17 protein-coding genes are annotated in these 17,517 nt (G+C 68.9%); 9 read left to right on the top strand and 8 right to left on the bottom strand.

Going from position 1 to position 17,517, the window contains the following annotated elements; all coding sequences use genetic code 11:
- Nucleotides 1-471 precede the first annotated feature (471 nt).
- Complete coding sequence (trpD, locus tag DQP58_RS21335) at nucleotides 472-1,563, bottom strand: anthranilate phosphoribosyltransferase (protein WP_112710191.1); 1,092 nt, start codon at nucleotides 1,561-1,563, stop codon at nucleotides 472-474.
- A 129-nt stretch (nucleotides 1,564-1,692) separates the two neighbouring features.
- Here trpD and ctaE point away from each other — a divergent pair, with 129 nt between their 5' ends.
- Genes ctaE through qcrB form a run of 4 tightly spaced genes read left to right on the top strand, consistent with a single transcriptional unit; the run spans nucleotide 1,693 to nucleotide 6,148 of the window.
- Entirely contained in the window at nucleotides 1,693-2,304 is a 612-nt protein-coding gene (gene ctaE / locus DQP58_RS21330; RefSeq protein WP_066876644.1) for an aa3-type cytochrome oxidase subunit III, read from the top strand.
- A 29-nt stretch (nucleotides 2,305-2,333) separates the two neighbouring features.
- The gene (gene qcrC, locus DQP58_RS21325; protein WP_066862625.1) at nucleotides 2,334-3,191 is read left to right on the top strand and encodes a cytochrome bc1 complex diheme cytochrome c subunit; all 858 of its coding nucleotides are present in this window, start codon (nucleotides 2,334-2,336) and stop codon (nucleotides 3,189-3,191) included.
- A gap of 57 nt (nucleotides 3,192-3,248) precedes the next feature.
- Nucleotides 3,249-4,460, top strand: coding sequence for a cytochrome bc1 complex Rieske iron-sulfur subunit (gene qcrA / locus DQP58_RS21320; protein ID WP_112710190.1), 1,212 nt, complete (start codon nucleotides 3,249-3,251; stop codon nucleotides 4,458-4,460).
- Nucleotides 4,457-6,148, top strand: a complete 1,692-nt coding sequence (gene qcrB, locus DQP58_RS21315) for a cytochrome bc1 complex cytochrome b subunit (RefSeq protein ID WP_112710189.1) — start codon at nucleotides 4,457-4,459, stop codon at nucleotides 6,146-6,148. The genes qcrA and qcrB overlap by 4 nt, the downstream gene beginning before the upstream one ends.
- Nucleotides 6,149-6,385: 237 nt before the next feature.
- On the opposite strand, the gene DQP58_RS21310 is transcribed toward qcrB, so the two are convergent.
- From DQP58_RS21310 to ctaC, 4 genes are all read right to left on the bottom strand, one after another.
- Nucleotides 6,386-7,033 carry a DUF2561 family protein gene (locus DQP58_RS21310; protein ID WP_112710188.1) on the bottom strand — a complete coding sequence of 216 codons (648 nt, stop codon included), beginning with the start codon at nucleotides 7,031-7,033 and terminating at the stop codon, nucleotides 6,386-6,388.
- Entirely contained in the window at nucleotides 7,033-7,977 is a 945-nt protein-coding gene (locus DQP58_RS21305; RefSeq protein ID WP_112710187.1) for an MmpS family transport accessory protein, read from the bottom strand. The genes DQP58_RS21310 and DQP58_RS21305 overlap by 1 nt, the downstream gene beginning before the upstream one ends.
- A 187-nt stretch (nucleotides 7,978-8,164) precedes the next feature.
- Nucleotides 8,165-8,584 carry a cytochrome c oxidase subunit 4 gene (locus DQP58_RS21300; RefSeq protein WP_066861481.1) on the bottom strand — a complete coding sequence of 140 codons (420 nt, stop codon included), beginning with the start codon at nucleotides 8,582-8,584 and terminating at the stop codon, nucleotides 8,165-8,167.
- Nucleotides 8,585-8,597: 13 nt separating this feature from the next.
- Nucleotides 8,598-9,665, bottom strand: coding sequence for an aa3-type cytochrome oxidase subunit II (gene ctaC / locus DQP58_RS21295; protein WP_112710186.1), 1,068 nt, complete (start codon nucleotides 9,663-9,665; stop codon nucleotides 8,598-8,600).
- A 156-nt stretch (nucleotides 9,666-9,821) separates the two neighbouring features.
- On the opposite strand from ctaC, the gene asnB reads away from it, so the two are divergent.
- Nucleotides 9,822-11,798 carry an asparagine synthase (glutamine-hydrolyzing) gene (gene asnB / locus DQP58_RS21290; RefSeq protein WP_112710185.1) on the top strand — a complete coding sequence of 659 codons (1,977 nt, stop codon included), beginning with the start codon at nucleotides 9,822-9,824 and terminating at the stop codon, nucleotides 11,796-11,798.
- Between the two features lie 181 nt (nucleotides 11,799-11,979).
- On the opposite strand, the gene DQP58_RS21285 is transcribed toward asnB, so the two are convergent.
- On the bottom strand, nucleotides 11,980-12,954 hold the full coding sequence (locus DQP58_RS21285; RefSeq protein ID WP_066861472.1) for a carbohydrate kinase family protein: 975 nt from the start codon (nucleotides 12,952-12,954) through the stop codon (nucleotides 11,980-11,982).
- 182 nt (nucleotides 12,955-13,136) lie between these two features.
- Here DQP58_RS21285 and DQP58_RS21280 point away from each other — a divergent pair, with 182 nt between their 5' ends.
- Complete coding sequence (locus DQP58_RS21280) at nucleotides 13,137-13,823, top strand: hypothetical protein (protein ID WP_112710184.1); 687 nt, start codon at nucleotides 13,137-13,139, stop codon at nucleotides 13,821-13,823.
- Nucleotides 13,824-13,880: 57 nt separating this feature from the next.
- On the opposite strand, the gene DQP58_RS21275 is transcribed toward DQP58_RS21280, so the two are convergent.
- Nucleotides 13,881-14,240 (bottom strand): HesB/IscA family protein, encoded by a 360-nt coding sequence (locus tag DQP58_RS21275; protein WP_066871643.1) that lies wholly within the window; start codon nucleotides 14,238-14,240, stop codon nucleotides 13,881-13,883.
- 96 nt (nucleotides 14,241-14,336) lie between these two features.
- Entirely contained in the window at nucleotides 14,337-15,413 is a 1,077-nt protein-coding gene (locus tag DQP58_RS21270; protein ID WP_112710192.1) for a glycerate kinase family protein, read from the bottom strand.
- Between the two features lie 191 nt (nucleotides 15,414-15,604).
- Between DQP58_RS21270 and DQP58_RS21265 the strand changes: the two genes are divergently transcribed.
- The 3 genes from DQP58_RS21265 to DQP58_RS21255 form a co-directional block, all read left to right on the top strand.
- Nucleotides 15,605-16,297 (top strand): DUF3043 domain-containing protein, encoded by a 693-nt coding sequence (locus DQP58_RS21265; protein WP_112710183.1) that lies wholly within the window; start codon nucleotides 15,605-15,607, stop codon nucleotides 16,295-16,297.
- 27 nt (nucleotides 16,298-16,324) lie between these two features.
- A complete protein-coding gene (locus DQP58_RS21260; protein ID WP_112710182.1) occupies nucleotides 16,325-16,861 on the top strand; it encodes a bifunctional adenosylcobinamide kinase/adenosylcobinamide-phosphate guanylyltransferase in 537 nt (178 codons plus the stop codon).
- On the top strand, nucleotides 16,861-17,517 hold a 657-nt coding region (locus tag DQP58_RS21255), incomplete at its 3' end, for a nicotinate-nucleotide--dimethylbenzimidazole phosphoribosyltransferase (RefSeq protein WP_430916413.1). The genes DQP58_RS21260 and DQP58_RS21255, both read left to right, overlap by 1 nt.

The raw sequence follows: 17,517 nt of genomic DNA, 5'->3' as shown, positions 1-17,517 counted from the left end.
GCGGTCGAGACGCTGTGGCGCGGGCAGCGGCTGCGCGCTCTGGCGGCGCTGCCCGAACTGATCGCGGCCGCGCCCGACGGCCAGGGTGGCTATCAGCTGGCCGTCATCCGGCACGGTCAGCTCGCCGCGGCGGGCAGCGCCAGGCGCGGCGTGCCCCCGATGCCGGTCGTCGACGCGATTGCCGCTGGGGCACAAGCGATTCTGCCCACGCCGGCCCCCCTGGGCGGCGCGCTGGTCGAGGAGACCGCGCTGCTCAACCGCTGGCTGACAGCGCCCGGCGTGCGCATCGTGAGGGTCGCCGAGGACGGCTGGGCTTCCCCGCTGCGGTCGGCCGGTGCCTGGTCGGCGTGGGCCGCGACGGCCCGCTCGGCGCGGCTGGCCGCAGAACAGGTTGCGGCCCAGGCCTGGCCTGATTACCCGCCTCCTCCTCGCCCCGCCGAGCGGGCCGCATCGTCGCCGGGCGGGCGCCACTCAGACCTGCTCGCCGAACCGCACCCATCGCGCGAGCAGGTGTTCGGCCGCACCGGAATCGATGGCCGCGCAGGCGCGGGCCAACCCGCCCTCCCACGCCGGCAACCATTCAGCGCGGCTGGATAACCCGGCGTGCGCGACGATGGCGCCGGCGGCATTGAGCACGACGGCGTCGCGCACCGGGCCCTTGCCGCCGCCCAGCACCGCGCGTACCTCGGCCGCGTTGGCCTGCGCGTCACCACCCAGCAGGTCGTCGAGATCGGCTCGGGGGAAACCGAATCCGGCCGGATCGAACGTCAGCCTGTCCACCGTGCCGGCCTGCACCCGCCAGATGGTGCTGGTCGTGGTGGTCGTCAATTCGTCGAGCCCGTCGTCACCGTGCACCACCAGCACGCTGGACCGGCGGGCGGCGAACACGCCGGCCATCACCTCGGAGAGGTCAGCGAACGCGCAACCGATCAAGCCCGCCCGCGGTCGCGCCGGATTGGTAAGCGGCCCAAGGAGATTGAACACCGTCGGCACTCCGATCTCGCGGCGCACCGCGGAGGCGTGCCGGTAGGACGGATGAAACAGCGGCGCAAAGCAGAACCCGATGCCCACCTCGGCGAGGCTGCGGGCCACCTCGTCGGGCCCCAGGTCGATCCGGATGCCGAGCGCCTCGAGCGTGTCGGCGCCGCCGGACAGCGACGATGACGCCCGGTTGCCGTGTTTGACCACCGGCACTCCGGCGGCCGCGGCGACGATCGCCGCCATGGTGGACAGGTTCACGGTGTTGACGCCGTCGCCACCGGTTCCCACGATGTCGACGGTGTCGTCGCGGATGGCGGGCATCGGCAGCGCGTGGTTGAGCATGACGTCGGCCAGCTCGATGACTTCGGCCGAGGTGGGAACCTTCACCTGCATCGCCACCGCGAAGGCCGCGATCTGGGCCGAGCTGGCCTCGCCGGCCATGATCTGGTCCATGGCCCAGGCGGCGTGCCCGCGGGACAGGTCCTGACCGCCCGTCAGACGCGACAGGACCTGCGGCCACGACGGCGCCGGCGCGCCGGACGGCGCGGCCGGGGACGGCGAAGCGTGGGATGACGAAGCCACGCGCCGATGGTCCCACGAGGACCACACCGGCCCCAACCGGCGAGCGCGACGGGTGCGAGCGCGACGCGCCAGACCTCAATTGCCGCCCCGGGTGGAGTTCAACAACTACAAAGCGTCATACTTGCGTATGTGACCAGCGCTGCCGGGACTTCGGGTACTGCAATTACGTCGCGGGTGCATTCGCTGAACCGACCCAACATGGTCAGCGTCGGCACCATCGTCTGGCTTTCCAGCGAGCTGATGTTCTTTGCTGGCCTCTTCGCGATGTACTTCACCGCTCGCGCCCAATCGGGCGGAAAGTGGCCGCCGCCGCCGACCGAGCTGAACCTGTACCAGGCCGTCCCCGTGACATTGGTGCTGATCGCGTCGTCGTTCACCTGCCAGATGGGGGTGTTCGCGGCCGAGCGCGGCGACGTGTTCGGGCTGCGCCGCTGGTACGTGCTCACCTTCCTGATGGGCCTGTTCTTCGTTTGCGGGCAGGGCTACGAGTACTACCACCTGGTGACGCACGGGACCACCATCCCCGGCAGCGCCTACGGCAGCGTGTTCTACCTGGCGACCGGGTTCCACGGCCTGCACGTCACCGGCGGATTGATCGCCTTCATCTTCTTGCTGGCCCGCACCGCGATGAGCAAGTTCACGCCGGCGCAGGCGACGGCCAGCATCGTCGTCTCGTACTACTGGCATTTCGTCGACATCGTGTGGATCGCGCTGTTCGCCGTGATCTATTTCATCCGATGAGCAGGCGCTGGACGAACAGGAGTGCTCGGTTGAAGAAACTGGGATCGACCCGATCCGGTGCAGCCAAGGCGCCGCAGGCGCAGCGCGACCGTTCGCGGCGGCGGCTGCGTCGCCGGCTGTCCGGCGGCCTGCTGCTGCTGATCGCGCTGACCATCGCCGGTGGCCTGGCCGCCATCCTGACGCCGCGGCCACAGGTGGCCGTCGCCGACGAGTCGAACTCGGCGCTGCTGCGCACCGGCAAGCAGCTGTTCGACACCTCGTGCGTGTCCTGCCACGGCGCGAACCTGCAGGGCGTGCCCGACCGCGGGCCGAGCCTGATCGGCGTCGGCGAGGAAGCCGTCTACTTCCAGGTCTCCACCGGCCGGATGCCCGCGATGACCGGCGAGGCCCAGGCGCCGCGCAAGGAACCGATCTTCGACGAGGCGCAGGTCGACGCCCTGGGCGCCTACGTCCAGGCCAACGGCGGCGGCCCGACCACGGTGCGCAACCCGGACGGCAGCCTGGCGATGCGCTCGCTGCGCGGCCAGGACCTGGGACGCGGCGGTGACCTGTTCCGGCTGAACTGCTCGTCGTGCCACAACTTCACCGGCAAGGGCGGGGCGCTGTCGTCGGGTAAGTACGCGCCGGACCTCGAGCCCGCCAACGAGCAGCAGATCCTGGCCGCCATGCGGACCGGTCCGCAGAACATGCCGAAGTTCTCCGACCGTCAGCTGTCGTTCGAGGCCAAGAAGGACATCATCGGCTACATCAAGGCGGTGACCGAGGAGCGCCAGCCGGGCGGTTACGGCCTCGGCGGATTCGGGCCCGCACCCGAGGGCATGGCCGCCTGGATCATCGGGATGGTCGCCGCCATCGGGCTGGCACTGTGGATTGGGGCACGAGCATGAGTCGCGCCGAGCCGATAGGGCGCGCAGCGACCAAAAGAGCGAGGAGGAGCGGCGCAAATGAGTGAGGCGGACGTTCGCGGCTCTGACACCGGCGGGAACCCGCACGGCACCGGCGAGCGCGAGCCCGACGACGCGGCGTTGGCCGCCATGTCGCAGCAGGAACTGGTGACCCTGGGCGGCAAGCTGGACGGCGTCGAGACGGTGTTCAAGGAGCCCCGCTGGCCGATCGAGGGCACCAAAGCCGAAAAGCGCGCCGAGCGTGGCGTCGCCATCTGGCTTTTGCTGGGCGGGTTCTTCGGCCTGGCGCTGCTGCTGATCTTCTTGTTCTGGCCGTGGGAGTACAAGCCGAAGGAGGAGGCCGGCAGCTTCCTCTATGACCTGGCCACCCCGCTCTACGGGCTGACGTTCGGGATGGCGATCCTGTCGATCGGCGTCGGCGTCATCCTGTACCAGAAACGCTTTATCCCGGAAGAGATTTCGGTCCAGGACCGCCACGACGGCGCCTCGCGCGACGTCGACCGCAAGACGGTGGTGGCGAACCTGGCCGACGCGTATCAGGGATCGACGGTCGGGCGGCGCAAGCTGATCGGCCTGTCGCTGGGGATGGGGCTGGGCGCGTTCGGCCTGTCTACCCTGGTCGCGTTTGCCGGCGGGCTGATCAAGAACCCGTGGAAGCCCGTGGTGCCGACCGCCGACGGCAAGAAGGCCGTGCTGTGGACCTCCGGCTGGACCCCGCGCTATCACGGCGAGACCATCTACCTGGCGCGCGCCACCGGCTCCGCCTCCACCTCGCCGTTCGTCAAGATGCGCCCCGAAGACCTCGATGCCGGCGGCATGGAAACCGTCTTCCCGTGGCGGGAGTCCGACGGGGACGGCACCACCCCCGAATCGCAGGAGAAGCTGCGGGCCATCAACCAAGGTGTACGAAACCCGGTGATGCTCATCCGGATTCGGCCCACCGACATGGGCCGCGTGGTCAAACGGCAGGGTCAGGAGAGCTTCAACTTCGGTGAGTTTTTCGCCTACACCAAGGTGTGCTCGCACCTGGGCTGCCCCGCATCGCTGTACGAGGAGCAGTCCTACCGGATCCTGTGCCCGTGCCACCAGTCGCAGTTCGACGCGCTGCACTTCGCCAAGCCGATTTTCGGGCCGGCCGCGCGTGCCTTGGCGCAACTGCCGATCACCATCGACACCAACGGGTATCTGGTCGCCAACGGCGACTTCGTCGAGCCCGTCGGACCGGCATTCTGGGAGAGGACGACAACATGAGTCCGAAACTGAGTCCCCCGAAGATCGGCGATGTCCTGGCCCGTCAGGGCGAGGACATCGACACGCGTTATCACCCGTCGGCCGCCGTGCGCAGACAGCTCAACAAGGTCTTCCCTACGCACTGGTCGTTCCTGCTGGGCGAGATCGCGATGTACAGCTTCATTGTGCTGCTGCTCACCGGCGTCTACCTGACGTTGTTCTTCGATCCGTCCATGGCCGAGATCACCTACAACGGCGCCTATCAGCCGCTGCGCGGCGTGGACATGTCGAAGGCCTTCGCGTCGACCCTCGACATCTCCTTCGAGGTGCGCGGCGGATTGTTCGTGCGTCAGGTCCACCACTGGGCCGCGCTGATCTTCTCCGCGTCGATCATGGTGCACCTGGCCCGCATCTTCTTCACCGGCGCCTTCCGGCGGCCGCGCGAGGCCAACTGGGTCATCGGTTCGCTGCTGCTGATCCTGGCCATGTTCGAGGGCTACTTCGGCTACTCGCTGCCCGACGACCTGTTGTCCGGCATCGGGTTGCGCGCCGCGCTGTCCTCGATCACGTTGGGCATGCCGGTGATCGGCACCTGGCTGCACTGGGCGCTGTTCGGCGGTGACTTCCCCTGCGGTGGCGTCGGAAACGAATGCGCCACAGCGGGTTACATCATCCCGCGGATGTACGCCCTGCACATCCTGCTGCTGCCCGGGATCATCCTGGCGCTGATCGGGTTGCACCTGGCCATGGTGTGGTTCCAGAAGCACACCCAGTTCCCCGGCCCCGGCCGCACCGAGCACAACGTGGTCGGCGTGCGCGTGATGCCGGTGTTCGCGGTCAAGTCCGGCGCGTTCTTCGCCGCGATCGTCGGCGTGCTGGGCCTGCTCGGTGGTCTGCTGCAGATCAACCCGATCTGGAACCTGGGCCCCTACAAGCCATCTCACGTCTCGGCCGGTTCGCAGCCGGACTTCTACATGATGTGGACCGAAGGCCTGGCCCGCATCTGGCCGCCGTGGGAGTTCTACTTCTGGCACCACACCATCCCGGCGGTGGTCTGGGTGGCGCTGATCATGGGTGGGGTGTTCGGTCTGCTGATCGTCTACCCGTTCCTGGAGAAGCGGTTCAGCGGTGACAATGCGCACCACAACCTGCTGCAGCGCCCGCGCGACGTGCCGGTGCGCACGTCGATCGGTGCCATGGCGATCGCGTTCTACATGTTGCTGACGCTGTGCGCGATGAACGACATCATCGCGTTCAAGTTCGACATCTCGCTGAACGCGACGACGTGGATCGGGCGCATCGGCATGGTGATCGTCCCCCCGGTGGTCTACTTCATCACCTATCGGTGGTGCATAGGACTGCAGCGCAGCGACCGCGCGGTGCTCGAGCACGGCATCGAGACCGGCATCATCAAGCGGCTGCCGCACGGCGCCTACATCGAGCTGCACCAGCCGCTGGGCCCGGTCGACGACCACGGCCACCCGCTGCCGCTGGCCTACCAGGGTGCGCCCCTGCCCAAGAAGATGAACAAGCTGGGCTCGGGCGGATCCCCCGGTAGCGGCAGCTTCCTGTTCGCCGACCCGGCGTCCGAGGACGCGGCGCTGCGGGAAGCGGCGCACGGCTCCGAGCAACGCGCCCTGACCGCGCTGCGCGAGCACCAGGACGGCCTCAACGGTTCTACTAACGGCTCGACCAACGGCGAGCACTAGCTAGCCCGGACGGCCCGGCTCCTCATCGGCTTCTTCGCGGCCGACGCGGGAGCCGGGCGATCGGCCACCCGATCGCGTTGCTTGCGTTGCCCGTCTGCGTTGAGCGTGCCCACACCGCGAGACGTAAACCATTGCGGCGACGCACGGCGTGTCGTCGCAATGGTTTACGTGTCGTGCGCGCTAACGCGACGGGACCGGCTCAATCTCCCCCGTCTGCCAGCCCGTAGCGTCCGGCGGCTACTGGTCGGCGACGACGCTGCGCAGCTGGCGGATGTGTAGCCACTCGACCACCGGCATCGCCGCGGTGATGACGCCGGCGAACCCGTAGCCGACCCACGACGCGCCGTCGTGTCCGACCGCCATCAGATAGGTCGCCGTCGCGACCGCGATCAGCGCCGCGCCCATGGTGCCGGTCAGTATCACGGTGCCGCGCAACCACACTCGGTCGACCGCCTCGCCCGACCACTCGGCGCCCGATACCGGCGCCGTTTGCAGCGTGGCGGCCCGCTCGGGGCCGGTGCGCAGGGCTCCAGTCCCCAGCCGCACCGCAGGTCGTGACGGCCCGCGCGCCGGCGCGGTCATCGCCGAAGCGGCCGGCTCGGATTGCGACATCCGGCGGGCCCGCAACAAGATCGGGATCGCGCCCGCGATGATCAGGGCCGAGACGATGATGACCGCGTACAGCACCCAGGTGGTGTGCGGGCTGCTGGCCGCCTTGTGAAAGCCCCTGCCCAGATCCGCTAGGGCGACGGCGGCCGCGACGCTGACGCCCAGCAGCACCAGGTAAATGGCGGCGCACGCGCCGATCAGGATGCGGTCGATGACTTCGGGGGCAATGGTGTCGTCGCCCAGCCCGCGCCGATAAGCCGAATATCTGCTGACCATCAGCAGCTCGTCTGCGGCGAGTCGTTGCTGTTCGACGAGAGCACGGTTCCGTCGCTGGTGGTGATCGAGCAGTTGAGCCGGCTGACCCGGAACAGGCTGGACGCCTCCACCGAGCCCACGTCGGACTGCGAGATCGGGGTGACGGTCATCGACCAGGGGATGTACACGTTGTGCTGTGTGCGCCGCCGGCCGGACGCGTCGACGTAGGTCACCGAGATGATGTCGCCCGGGGCCTTGGTGCCGGTCACCGAGTAGGTCACCTGGCGCGGACCCGTCGGCGTCGTGGGCGGCGGTGGCGCGGCCGCCGTGGACGTCGCAGGCGGCGGTGCCGGGGCGGGGGCGGGCGGGGGCGGCGGTGCCGGAGAAGGCGTCACCGTCACAGTCTGGGTCTCCGTTGCTGTCGGGGGCGGCGGCGGTTCGCTCGTGGGCGGTGGTGGCGGCGGGGGTGGTGGCTTGGTGGTCGTGATCTCGTCCTGCAGCGGCGGCGTGGACGGCGCGGTGGTGGTTCCGGGGTTGGCGAGCTTGGTGGTGTCGGTCCGGGCGAACAGCAGCGATACCGAGACCACGAGCGCGATCGCGGCCACGATCGCGGCGATCCCGACCACCCACGGCCAGCGCGCGGTGCTGCGTTCGTCGTCGGCGGCCGCCTCGTCGAAGTCGTCGTAGTCGTAGAGCCGCAGATCCGCCGGCAGGTAGGGGCCGGTGGTGAAATGCTCGGACTCCGGAGCCGAATAGGCCCGCGAGTAGGCATCGGTCTCATCGTTGCGGTCCGCCGCGGCCAGTTCGGCGCTGTCCTCGAAGGGTTCCGGCCCATCCACGACGTCGCCGTGCAAGCTGGGTTCCAGATCGTCGGGCGACTCGTCGCCGAGCTCCGGTTCGTGGCTGATCTCCTCGGCAGGGTCGGGTGCGTCAGGATCCCATTCCGGGGGTCTTGACCCGCTCATCTCTGCCTTTGCCTACCCTGTTCGACTGCCTCACCTGCGCACTAGACTTCGCGATCACATCGATGCGGGCGCGCTGGGAAACTCCACGTTTGCCTGGGCAGAACACTACCGAACGCCTAAGGGGCAAAGCCGTCGTGGCGAACGGCCCACCAATCACGTGATCGGATTGTGACCTTTATGCCGCGAATCAGTGCTTCTCGGGACCGATGTAGTACTCGAAGACCAAGCCGGCCACCGACGTCAGGATGAACATCACCCCGGCGGTGATCAGCCACGGCAGCCACAGCGCGATGCCGACCGCGGTCACCGAGCCCGACAGCGCGATCAGAATCGGCCACCAGCTGTGCGGGCTGAAGAAGCCCAATTCGCCTGCTCCATCGCTGATCTCAGCGCCCTCGTAGTCCTCGGGCCGGGTGTCCAGCCGCCGCGCAACGAACCGGAAGAACGTCGCCGTGATCAACGCCAGGCCGCCGGTCAGCACCAGCGCGGTGGTGCCCGCCCACTCCACGCCGCCGGTGGCGAAGATCGCGGTCAGCACCCCGTAGAGCACCGCAACCACAATGAAAAACCCGGCGATGAACTCGAATAGCCTGGCTTCGATATGCATTTGGTGTCCTAACCTACTGGCTTCCGGCCAATTGACCGCGCTTGGTGTCAAACGGATGGGTGGTCACCGCCAGCGGCGGCTGCCCGATCGCCTGCAACGCCTCGGCGTTGCTCTTTCCGTCCATCCGCTGCTGCAGGTAGGCCTTGAAGTCGTTGGGCGCCACCACCCGAACCTCGAAGTTCATCATCGAGTGATACGTGCCACAGAACTCGGCGCAGTGGCCCACGAACGCGCCCGGCTTCTGGATCTCCTCGGTCTGGAACACATGCACCGAGTTGTTCGCGTCGGCGTTGGGGATCACGTCGCGCTTGAACAGGAACTCGGGCACCCAGAATGTGTGCACCACGTCCGCGGACGCTAGGTCGAACTCGATGCGCTTGCCGGTGGGCAGCACCAGCACCGGGATTTCCTCGCTGGATCCCAGCGTCTCGACCTTGTCGAAGTTCAGGTATTGCCGGTCGGAGGTGTTGAAGCCGCGGACGGCGCCGACGCGCTCCTCGCCGTGGGCGTCCTTGCCCTCCGGCTTGGACAGCATCGCCTTCTTGCGCGCCTGATCGGTGCCGTCGTAGTTCAGCGTGCCGTCCTTGAAGGCCACGCGCTGATAGCCGAACTTCCAGTTCCATTGGAAGGCCGTGACATCGACCACTACCTCGGGGTCCTTGGCCAGGTGCAGCATCTTCTCCTGCACCACGACGGTGAAGTAGAACAGCACCGAGATGATGAGGAACGGGGTCACCGTGAGCACCAGCTCCAGCGGCATGTTGTAGCCGAACTGCCGGGGCAGGTCGGTGTCGGTCGCCTTCTTGCGGTGGAAGGCCGACGCCCAGAAGATGAGCCCGAACACGATGCCGCCGACCACCAGCGAGGCGATCACGGCGCCGATCCACAGCTCCCGGTTCAGGTGGGCCTCCGGGGTGATGCCTCGCGGCCAGCCCAGGGCCAGCGCGTCCGCCCAGCCGCTGCACCCGCTCAAGACCAGCGCCAGCGCACCCAACGTCAGGGCCAGCGCGAACGGCCGAAGACGGCGCCGAAACCTGCCCTGCGACAAACGTTGCGAACGATCCTGCTCGCGAGGGGTCACGTTAGCGCCTCCTGCTCGGATATCGAATACTACGCAGCGTAGACCACGCGCCTGAGGCGGGCGACGAAACCCCGGCCCACCGGCTTGTCCGGCCATGGGCGACGTGCCGGGTGCGACATCCCCGCCCGCCGGTCAAGTGCGGCATACTGGGGCGCCGTGTGTGGTCTGCTGGCGTTCGTCGCCGCCCCCGAGGGCGCGGGCAAGGACTTGGACAAGGACGCCGCCGCCCGAGCCGATGGCGCGATCGCCCGCGCGTCGCATTCGATGCGCCACCGCGGGCCCGACGAGCCGGGCACCTGGGTGGACCTAGGAGCCGCAGGCTCCGATGGAGGCGCAGTGTTCGGATTCAACCGGCTCTCGATCATCGACATCGCCCATTCACATCAGCCGCTGCGCTGGGGGCCGCCCGAGGCGCCCGACCGCTACGTGCTGGTGTTCAACGGCGAGATCTACAACTACCTTGAGCTGCGCGACGAACTGGCCAGCCGGCACGACGTCACCTTCGCCACCGACGGAGACGGGGAGCCCATCGTCGCGGGTTACCACTACTGGGGCACCGATGTCTTGACCCGGCTGCGCGGCATGTTCGCGTTCGCGCTGTGGGACACCGTGACCCGCGAATTGCTCTGCGCCCGAGACCCTTTCGGCATCAAGCCACTGTTCATGGCGACCGGGACGGGCGGCACCGCGGTGGCCAGCGAAAAGAAGTGCCTGCTGGATCTGGCCGAGCTGGTGGGGTTCGACACCGCGATCGACGAGCGCGCGGTGCAGCACTACACCGTCCTGCAGTACGTGCCCGAGCCCGAGACGCTGCACCGCGGGGTGCGCCGGCTGGAATCGGGCTGCTACGCCCGCATCCGTCCCGACCGCCTGCGGGCGGAGGTCACGCGGTACTTCGTGCCGCGGTTCGCCGCGGTGCCGATCACCCGGGACACCGAACAGGCCCGCTACGACGAGATCACCACCGTGCTCGAGGACTCGGTGGCCAAGCATATGCGCGCCGACGTCACCGTCGGGGCGTTCCTGTCCGGGGGAATCGACTCCACCGCCATCGCGGCGCTGGCCATCCGGCACAACCCGCGGCTGATCACGTTCACCACCGGCTTCGAGCGCGAGGGATTCTCCGAGATCGACGTTGCAGTGGCCTCGGCCGAGGCGATCGGTGCCCGACACATCGCCAAGGTGGTCACGCCCGGCGAGTTCGTCGCCGCCCTGCCCGAGATCGTCTGGTACCTCGACGAGCCGGTGGCCGACCCGGCGCTGGTGCCGCTGTTCTTCGTCGCGCGAGAGGCCCGCAAGTACGTGAAGGTGGTGCTGTCCGGCGAAGGCGCAGACGAGTTGTTCGGCGGCTACACGATTTACCGGGAACCCTTGTCGCTGAAGCCGTTTGACTATCTGCCGAGGCCGCTGCGGCGGTCGATGGGCAAGGTGTCCAAACCCCTGCCGGAGGGGATGCGGGGCAAGAGCCTGCTGCACCGCGGCTCCCTGACCCTCGAGGAGCGCTACTACGGCAACGCCCGCAGCTTCTCCGACGCACAGCTGCGCGACGTGTTGCCCGGCTTCCGCGCGGAATGGACGCACACCGACGTCACCGCGGCGGTGTACGCCGAATCGGCCGGCTGGGATCCGGTGGCCCGCATGCAGCACATCGACCTGTTCACCTGGCTGCGCGGCGACATCCTGGTCAAGGCCGACAAGATGACCATGGCCAACTCGCTGGAGCTGCGGGTGCCGTTCCTGGATCCCGAGGTGTTCGCCGTCGCCTCCCGGCTGCCCGTCGAGGCCAAGATCACCCGCACGACGACGAAGTACGCGCTGCGGCGTGCGCTGGAGCCGATCGTGCCGGCGCACGTGCTGCACCGGCCCAAGCTGGGTTTCCCGGTGCCCATCCGGCACTGGCTGCGCGCCGGCGAACTGCTGGAGTGGGCGTACGCGATGGTGGACTCGTCGCACGCCGGCCACCTGGTTGATAAGGCCGCCGTGCGCCGGATGCTCGACGAGCACCGCAACGGCGTCAGCGATCACAGCCGCCGGCTCTGGACGCTGCTGATCTTCATGCTCTGGCACGCGATCTTCGTCGAGCGCACCGTGGTGCCGCAGATCAGCGAGCCGGTGTACCCGGTGCAGCTCTAGTACCGGCCTGTCTAGTACCGGCCCGCGAATCCGCGGTATTGCGTGTGAATCCAGGGCGTTGCGTGTGAATCCCTGGCGTTGATTGTCGGCGTGTCGCCGCCCTCAGTTCACTCTCGACGCCGTGGGTTCACACTCGAGGCACCAGCCAGCGTCTACGTGAGCGGCGCGGGCGCGCCAGCGTCTACGCGAGCACCGCGGCGATCTCGGTGGCCGCCTCGTCGCCGTAGGCGTCGGCCAGCCGGGTCTTGGCGACGGCCGGGTCCCACGTCCACTCCTGGGTGCCGGTCGACTCCAGCACCAGCACGGCGACCAGCGAGCCCAGCTGGGCCGAACGCTCGAGGTTGAGCCCGGCGGTGCGACCGGTGAGGAAACCGGCCCGGAACGCGTCGCCCACGCCGGTGGGATCGGTCTGGCTGGTCTCGGGCACCACACCGACGTGGGTGGTGGTCCCGTCGCGCTCGACGATGTCGACGCCCTTGGCGCCCAGCGTGGTCACCCGCAGGTCGACCTTCTTCTGCACGTCGGCCTCGGACCAGCCGGTCTTGGAGAGCAGCAGCTCCCACTCGTAGTCGTTGGTGAACAGGTAGGCGGCCCCGTCGACCAGCTTGTCGATCTCCGCGCCGGACAGGCGGGGCAGCTGCTGGGAGGGATCGGCGGCGAACGGCAGGCCGAGCTTGCGGCACTCCTCGGTGTGCACCACCATCGCGTCGGGGTCGTTGGCGCCGACGATGACCAGGTCCGGCTGGCCCACCGAGGACACGACGTCGGCGAGCTTGATGTTGCGGGCCTCCGACATGGCGCCCGGGTAGAACGACGCGATCTGGGCCATGTCCTCGTCGGTGGTGCAGGTGAACCGGGCGGTCTTGGCGGTCTGCGAGATCAGCACGTTGTCGCAGTTGACGCCGTGGGACTGCAGCCACTGGCGGTAGTCGTCGAAGTCGTCGCCGGCCGCGCCGACCAGCGCCACGTCGCCGCCCAGCACGCCGATGGCGAACGCGATGTTGCCGGCCACGCCGCCGCGGTGAATCACCAGGTCGTCAACCAGAAAACTCAGGGAAACCTTCTGCAGGTGCTCGGCAAGCAGGTGCTCGGAAAACTTGCCGGGGAAACGCATCAGGTTGTCGGTCGCAATCGAACCTGTCACCGCGATCGTCACGAAAACTCCGTCCTTCGTTAGTAAGGTTACCTAGCTTACTCACGGGTTTCGACCGTCGCTGGGTGCGCGGTCGGCGTGAGGTCGTGCGCTAGCCTCCCTAGGGAACTCACTCAAGTCGCCGGGATCACATGCTCGGGCCGCAACCCGATTGCAGTCCCGTATACCACCGTAGGAGAACCACGATGGCAGGTCCGCACTCGCCGAACCACACCGGCGGCAGCGGCGGCGGACCGAGCGGACCTGAGCCCCCACGCGAATCCGAGCCCCTCGAGTTCCCCGACGACCCCCACACCGACCCAGGCTTCGGCGCGGCTCCGCAGGCAGGAGCTGCGCCCGCCAATTATGCCGGGCAACCCAACGCGCCGGTGCCCTACCCGCCGCAGCGGTCCAAGCGGCGGCTCGTCGTCGGCATCGCGCTGGCCATCGCGCTCGTCGCGGTGTTGACGGTGGCCATCGTGTACGGGGTCCGCACCAACGGGGCCAACACCGGCGCCACCTTCTCCGAGGGCGCGGCGAAGACGGCCATCCAGGGCTACCTGGACGCGCTAGAACACCGCGACATCGACGAGATCGCCCGCAACGCGCTGTGCGGCCTGTACGACGGGGTCCAGGACAAACGGTCCGACCAGGCGCTGGCCAAGCTCAGCAGCGACGCGTTTCGCAAGCAGTTCTCCGAGGTCGAGCTGACCTCGATCGACAAGATCGTCTACCTGTCCCAGTACCAGGCTCAGGCACTGTTCACCATGAAGGTGTCGCCGGTGAGCGGGGGCCCGACGCACGGGCAGGTGCAGGGCATCGCACAGCTGCTGTTCCAGCGCGGGCAGATCATGGTCTGCTCGTACGTGCTCCGCACCGGCGGCTCGTACTGAGCGCGAACCCGTCAGCCGAGCAGCAACCCGGCTGACGGATTTGGCGGGATCAACCGATCAGTTGAACGAATCGCCGCAGGCGCACGAGCCGGTGGCGTTGGGGTTGTCGATGGTAAAACCCTGCTTCTCGATGGTGTCCACGAAGTCGATGGACGCGCCTTCGACATAGGGCGCGCTCATCCGGTCCACGGTCAGCGTTACGCCACCGAACTCCGCGGTCAGGTCGCCGTCCAGCGTCCGGTCGTCGAAGAAGAGGTTGTAGCGCAGGCCGGCGCACCCGCCCGGCTGCACGGCGATGCGCAGCGCGAGGTCGTCGCGGCCCTCCTGGTCCAGCAGGGATTTTGCCTTGGTGGCGGCGGCCTCGGTCAGGATCACGCCGTGGGTCGTCGTGGCGTTCGACTCGTTTTGCACCGTCATTGCTTCTCCTACATGCCTCATCGTTGGGTGGGTCCGATCAAGCCCGATATCGCCTGCTTGCGCCCGGCGATCCGGATCGCGCGAAAGTCCACTGCTTCAACGGTACCTTGACGGACCGCTATTCCCGAGTCGCGCCGCCACAACGGAGGCCAGGCCCATGAGCTGGTTGGCGGCGTCGGCCTGCGCCAACCGCACCGATCCGGCGTGCTCGGCGATGGATAACGCGGCCATGATGCCCGACGAACGCACCGTCGCGCTGTCGAGGTCGACCTGACCGGCCAGCACGACCACCGGAATACCCCGCGGCCGGGCCGCGTCGGCGAGAAATCCCACCACCTTGCCGTGCAGGGATTGCTCGTCGAACCGGCCCTCGCCGGTGACGATCAGCTCCGCGGTGTCCAGGTCGTCGGACAACCGGGTGTGTTCGGCGATGATGGCCGCCCCGGACTGACAGCGGCCGCCGAGCGCCAGCAGCCCGGCACCGATCCCGCCTGCGGCGGCCGCGCCCGGCTCGGCGCTCACGTCGCGCCCGGCCACCGCTTCCAGGATCAGCGCCCACGCCTGCAGGCGGACTTCCAGCGCGGCGACGGTGGCCGTGTCGGCGCCCTTCTGCGGCCCGAACACCCGGGCCGCCCCCCACGGGCCCAGCAGCGGGTATTCGGTGTCGGAGGCGGCGATCAGCTCCACGTTGCCCAGCTGCCGGCGGGCGGTGTCCAGGCCGCCGAGCTCGGCGATCATGCCCTGCCCCCCATCGGTGCAGGCGCTGCCGCCCAAACCCACCACGATGCGCGTCGCTCCGACCCGCAGCGCCTCGGCGATCAGCTGGCCCACGCCTTTGCTGTGCGCCGCCATGGCGGTCTCCGGGGTGGGCGGTCCACCGATCAGCGCCAGGCCGCACGCTTGGGCGCACTCCAGGTAGGCGGTGGCCGACCCGCGGTCGAATACCCAATCGGCTTCAACCATGGCTTTCAGCGGTCCCGAGACCCTTAGCCGACGCGTCTCCCCCAGCCGGCTGGCCAGCACCTCGACGAAGCCGGGGCCGCCGTCGGATTGCGGGGCGACGATGAACCGGTCGCCGGGACGCGACCGGGTCCAGCCGGTCGCGATGGCGGCGGAAGCCTCCAGCGCCGACATGCTGTCGGCGTAGCAGTCCGGGGCGACCAGAACTTGCATGGCGGGCAACTGCAGGCGGCCGGGGGCCAGGCCGGGACCATCATCATCCGAGGCCATCGACCCGTCGTCCATCAAAGGCAGCCGTTCATCACGTGTAAGAGTAGGGCCAAGGGAGGCACTAACGCAGGTCTAATAGCACGGCATTCCAGGCGAATTCCGGCGCCGGTCGTGCGCGAAGTAACCTGGCCACTGTGAAGCTGTTGGGCCGTAAGAAGGGCCAGGACACCGACCTCGACGAAAATGCGGCCACCGCGGCCGTCGCCGGCGTTGCTGGCGCCTCGAGCGACGCAACCCGCGAGGCCCAGCGGACGGGCCCCAAGGGCCGCCCCACGCCCAAGCGCAACGAGGCGCGGCGTAATGCGCGCAAGGGACCGGTCGCGCCGGCCCCCATGACCGCCGCCGAGGCGCGGGCCCGGCGCAAATCGCTGGCCGGCCCCAAGCTCAGCCGCGAGGAGCGTCGCGCCGCCAAGGCCGCCGGCCGCGCTGGCATGTCGGAACGCCGGGCGAAGATGATGGCCGGCGAAGAGGGTTACCTGTTGCCGCGTGACCAGGGGCCCATCCGCCGCTACGTGCGTGACGTGGTGGATTCGCGGCGCAATCTGCTGGGTCTGTTCATGCCCTCGACCCTGTTCCTGATGTTCGTCATGTTCGGCGTCCCGCAGCTGCAGCTGTGGGTGTCGCCGGCGATGCTGGTGCTGATGGCCGTGATGAGCGTCGACGGCCTGATCCTGGGCCGCAAGGTCAGCAGGCTGGTCGACGCGAAGTTCCCGGACAACACCGAAAGCCGTTGGAAGCTAGGGCTTTACGCCGCCGGCCGGGCGTCCCAGATGCGCCGGCTGCGGGCGCCGCGGCCCCAGGTCAAGCACGGCAGCAGTGTCGAGTAGAGCGCGCCGGAAGGCCGGCTGACACCGGTGCGCACCCTGGTGCTCGGCGGGATCAGGTCAGGCAAGTCGCAGTGGGCGGAGCAAGCCATCGCCGACGGGTTGCCGGCGGGACGGGCGGTTCAATACCTGGCGCCCGGGCCGGCCGGCAACGACGATGCGGCCTGGGAGCAGCGGATCGCCGGCCACCGCGCCCGCCGGCCCGCGCACTGGTCGACGATCGAAACGGTCGACGTCGCAACGCAATTGCGCCAGTCCCCGGACACCCCGACGCTCGTCGACGATCTCGGCACCTGGCTGACCGCCGCGCTGGACCGCAACGACGCCTGGGGCGGCGGCTCGGTGGCGGCCGCCGTCGAGGACGTGCTGGACGCGGTCGGCGACTTCGCTGCCCCGCTGGTGCTGGTCAGCCCGGAGGTCGGGTTGACGGTCGTGCCCGCCACCGCCTCCGGCCGCCGGTTCGCCGACGAGCTGGGCGGCCTCAACCAGCGCCTCGCCGGGTTGTGCGACCGGGTGGTGCTGGTGGTGGCCGGCCAACCGGTCCCGATCAAACCGTCGGGGGCCTGATGCAGTTCGCCGCCATCTCACCGCCCGATGTGGACGTCGCCGCCGTCGCGCGTGCCCGCCAGGACACCCTCACCAAACCCAGGGGCGCGCTGGGCCGGCTCGAGGATCTGTCGGTGTGGGTCGCTGCGTGCCAAGGACACTGCCCGCCAAGGCAATTCGAGCGTGCCCGGGTGGTGGTGTTCGCCGGTGACCACGGCGTCGCCCGCTCCGGGGTATCGGCCTACCCGCCGGAGGTGACGGCGCAGATGGTCGCCAACTTCGACGCCGGCGGGGCCGCGATCAACGCCCTGGCCGACATCGCCGGCGCGACGGTGCGGGTCGCGGACCTGGCCGTCGACGCCGAGGCGCTGACCGAACGGATCGGCGCCCACAAGGTGCGCCGCGCCAGCGGCGACATCCGGGTGCAGGACGCGTTGAGCGACGACGAGACCGCGCAAGCGCTCGCGGCCGGCGCGGCCATCGCCGACGAGGAGGTCGATGCGGGCGCCGACCTGCTGATCGCCGGTGACATGGGCATCGGAAACACCACGCCGGCAACGGTGTTGGTGGCGGCCCTGACGAACGCCGAGCCGGTCGCGGCGGTGGGCTTCGGCACCGGGATCGACGACGCCGGGTGGGCGCGCAAGACGGCCGCAGTGCGCGACGCCCTGTTTCGC

It is taken from the genome of Mycobacterium colombiense, assembly GCF_003284975.1.
Taxonomy (GTDB): Bacteria; Actinomycetota; Actinomycetes; order Mycobacteriales; family Mycobacteriaceae; genus Mycobacterium; species Mycobacterium europaeum_A.
Note: the sequence above shows the minus strand (reverse complement) of the source record. Positions and strands in the feature narration are given on the sequence as shown.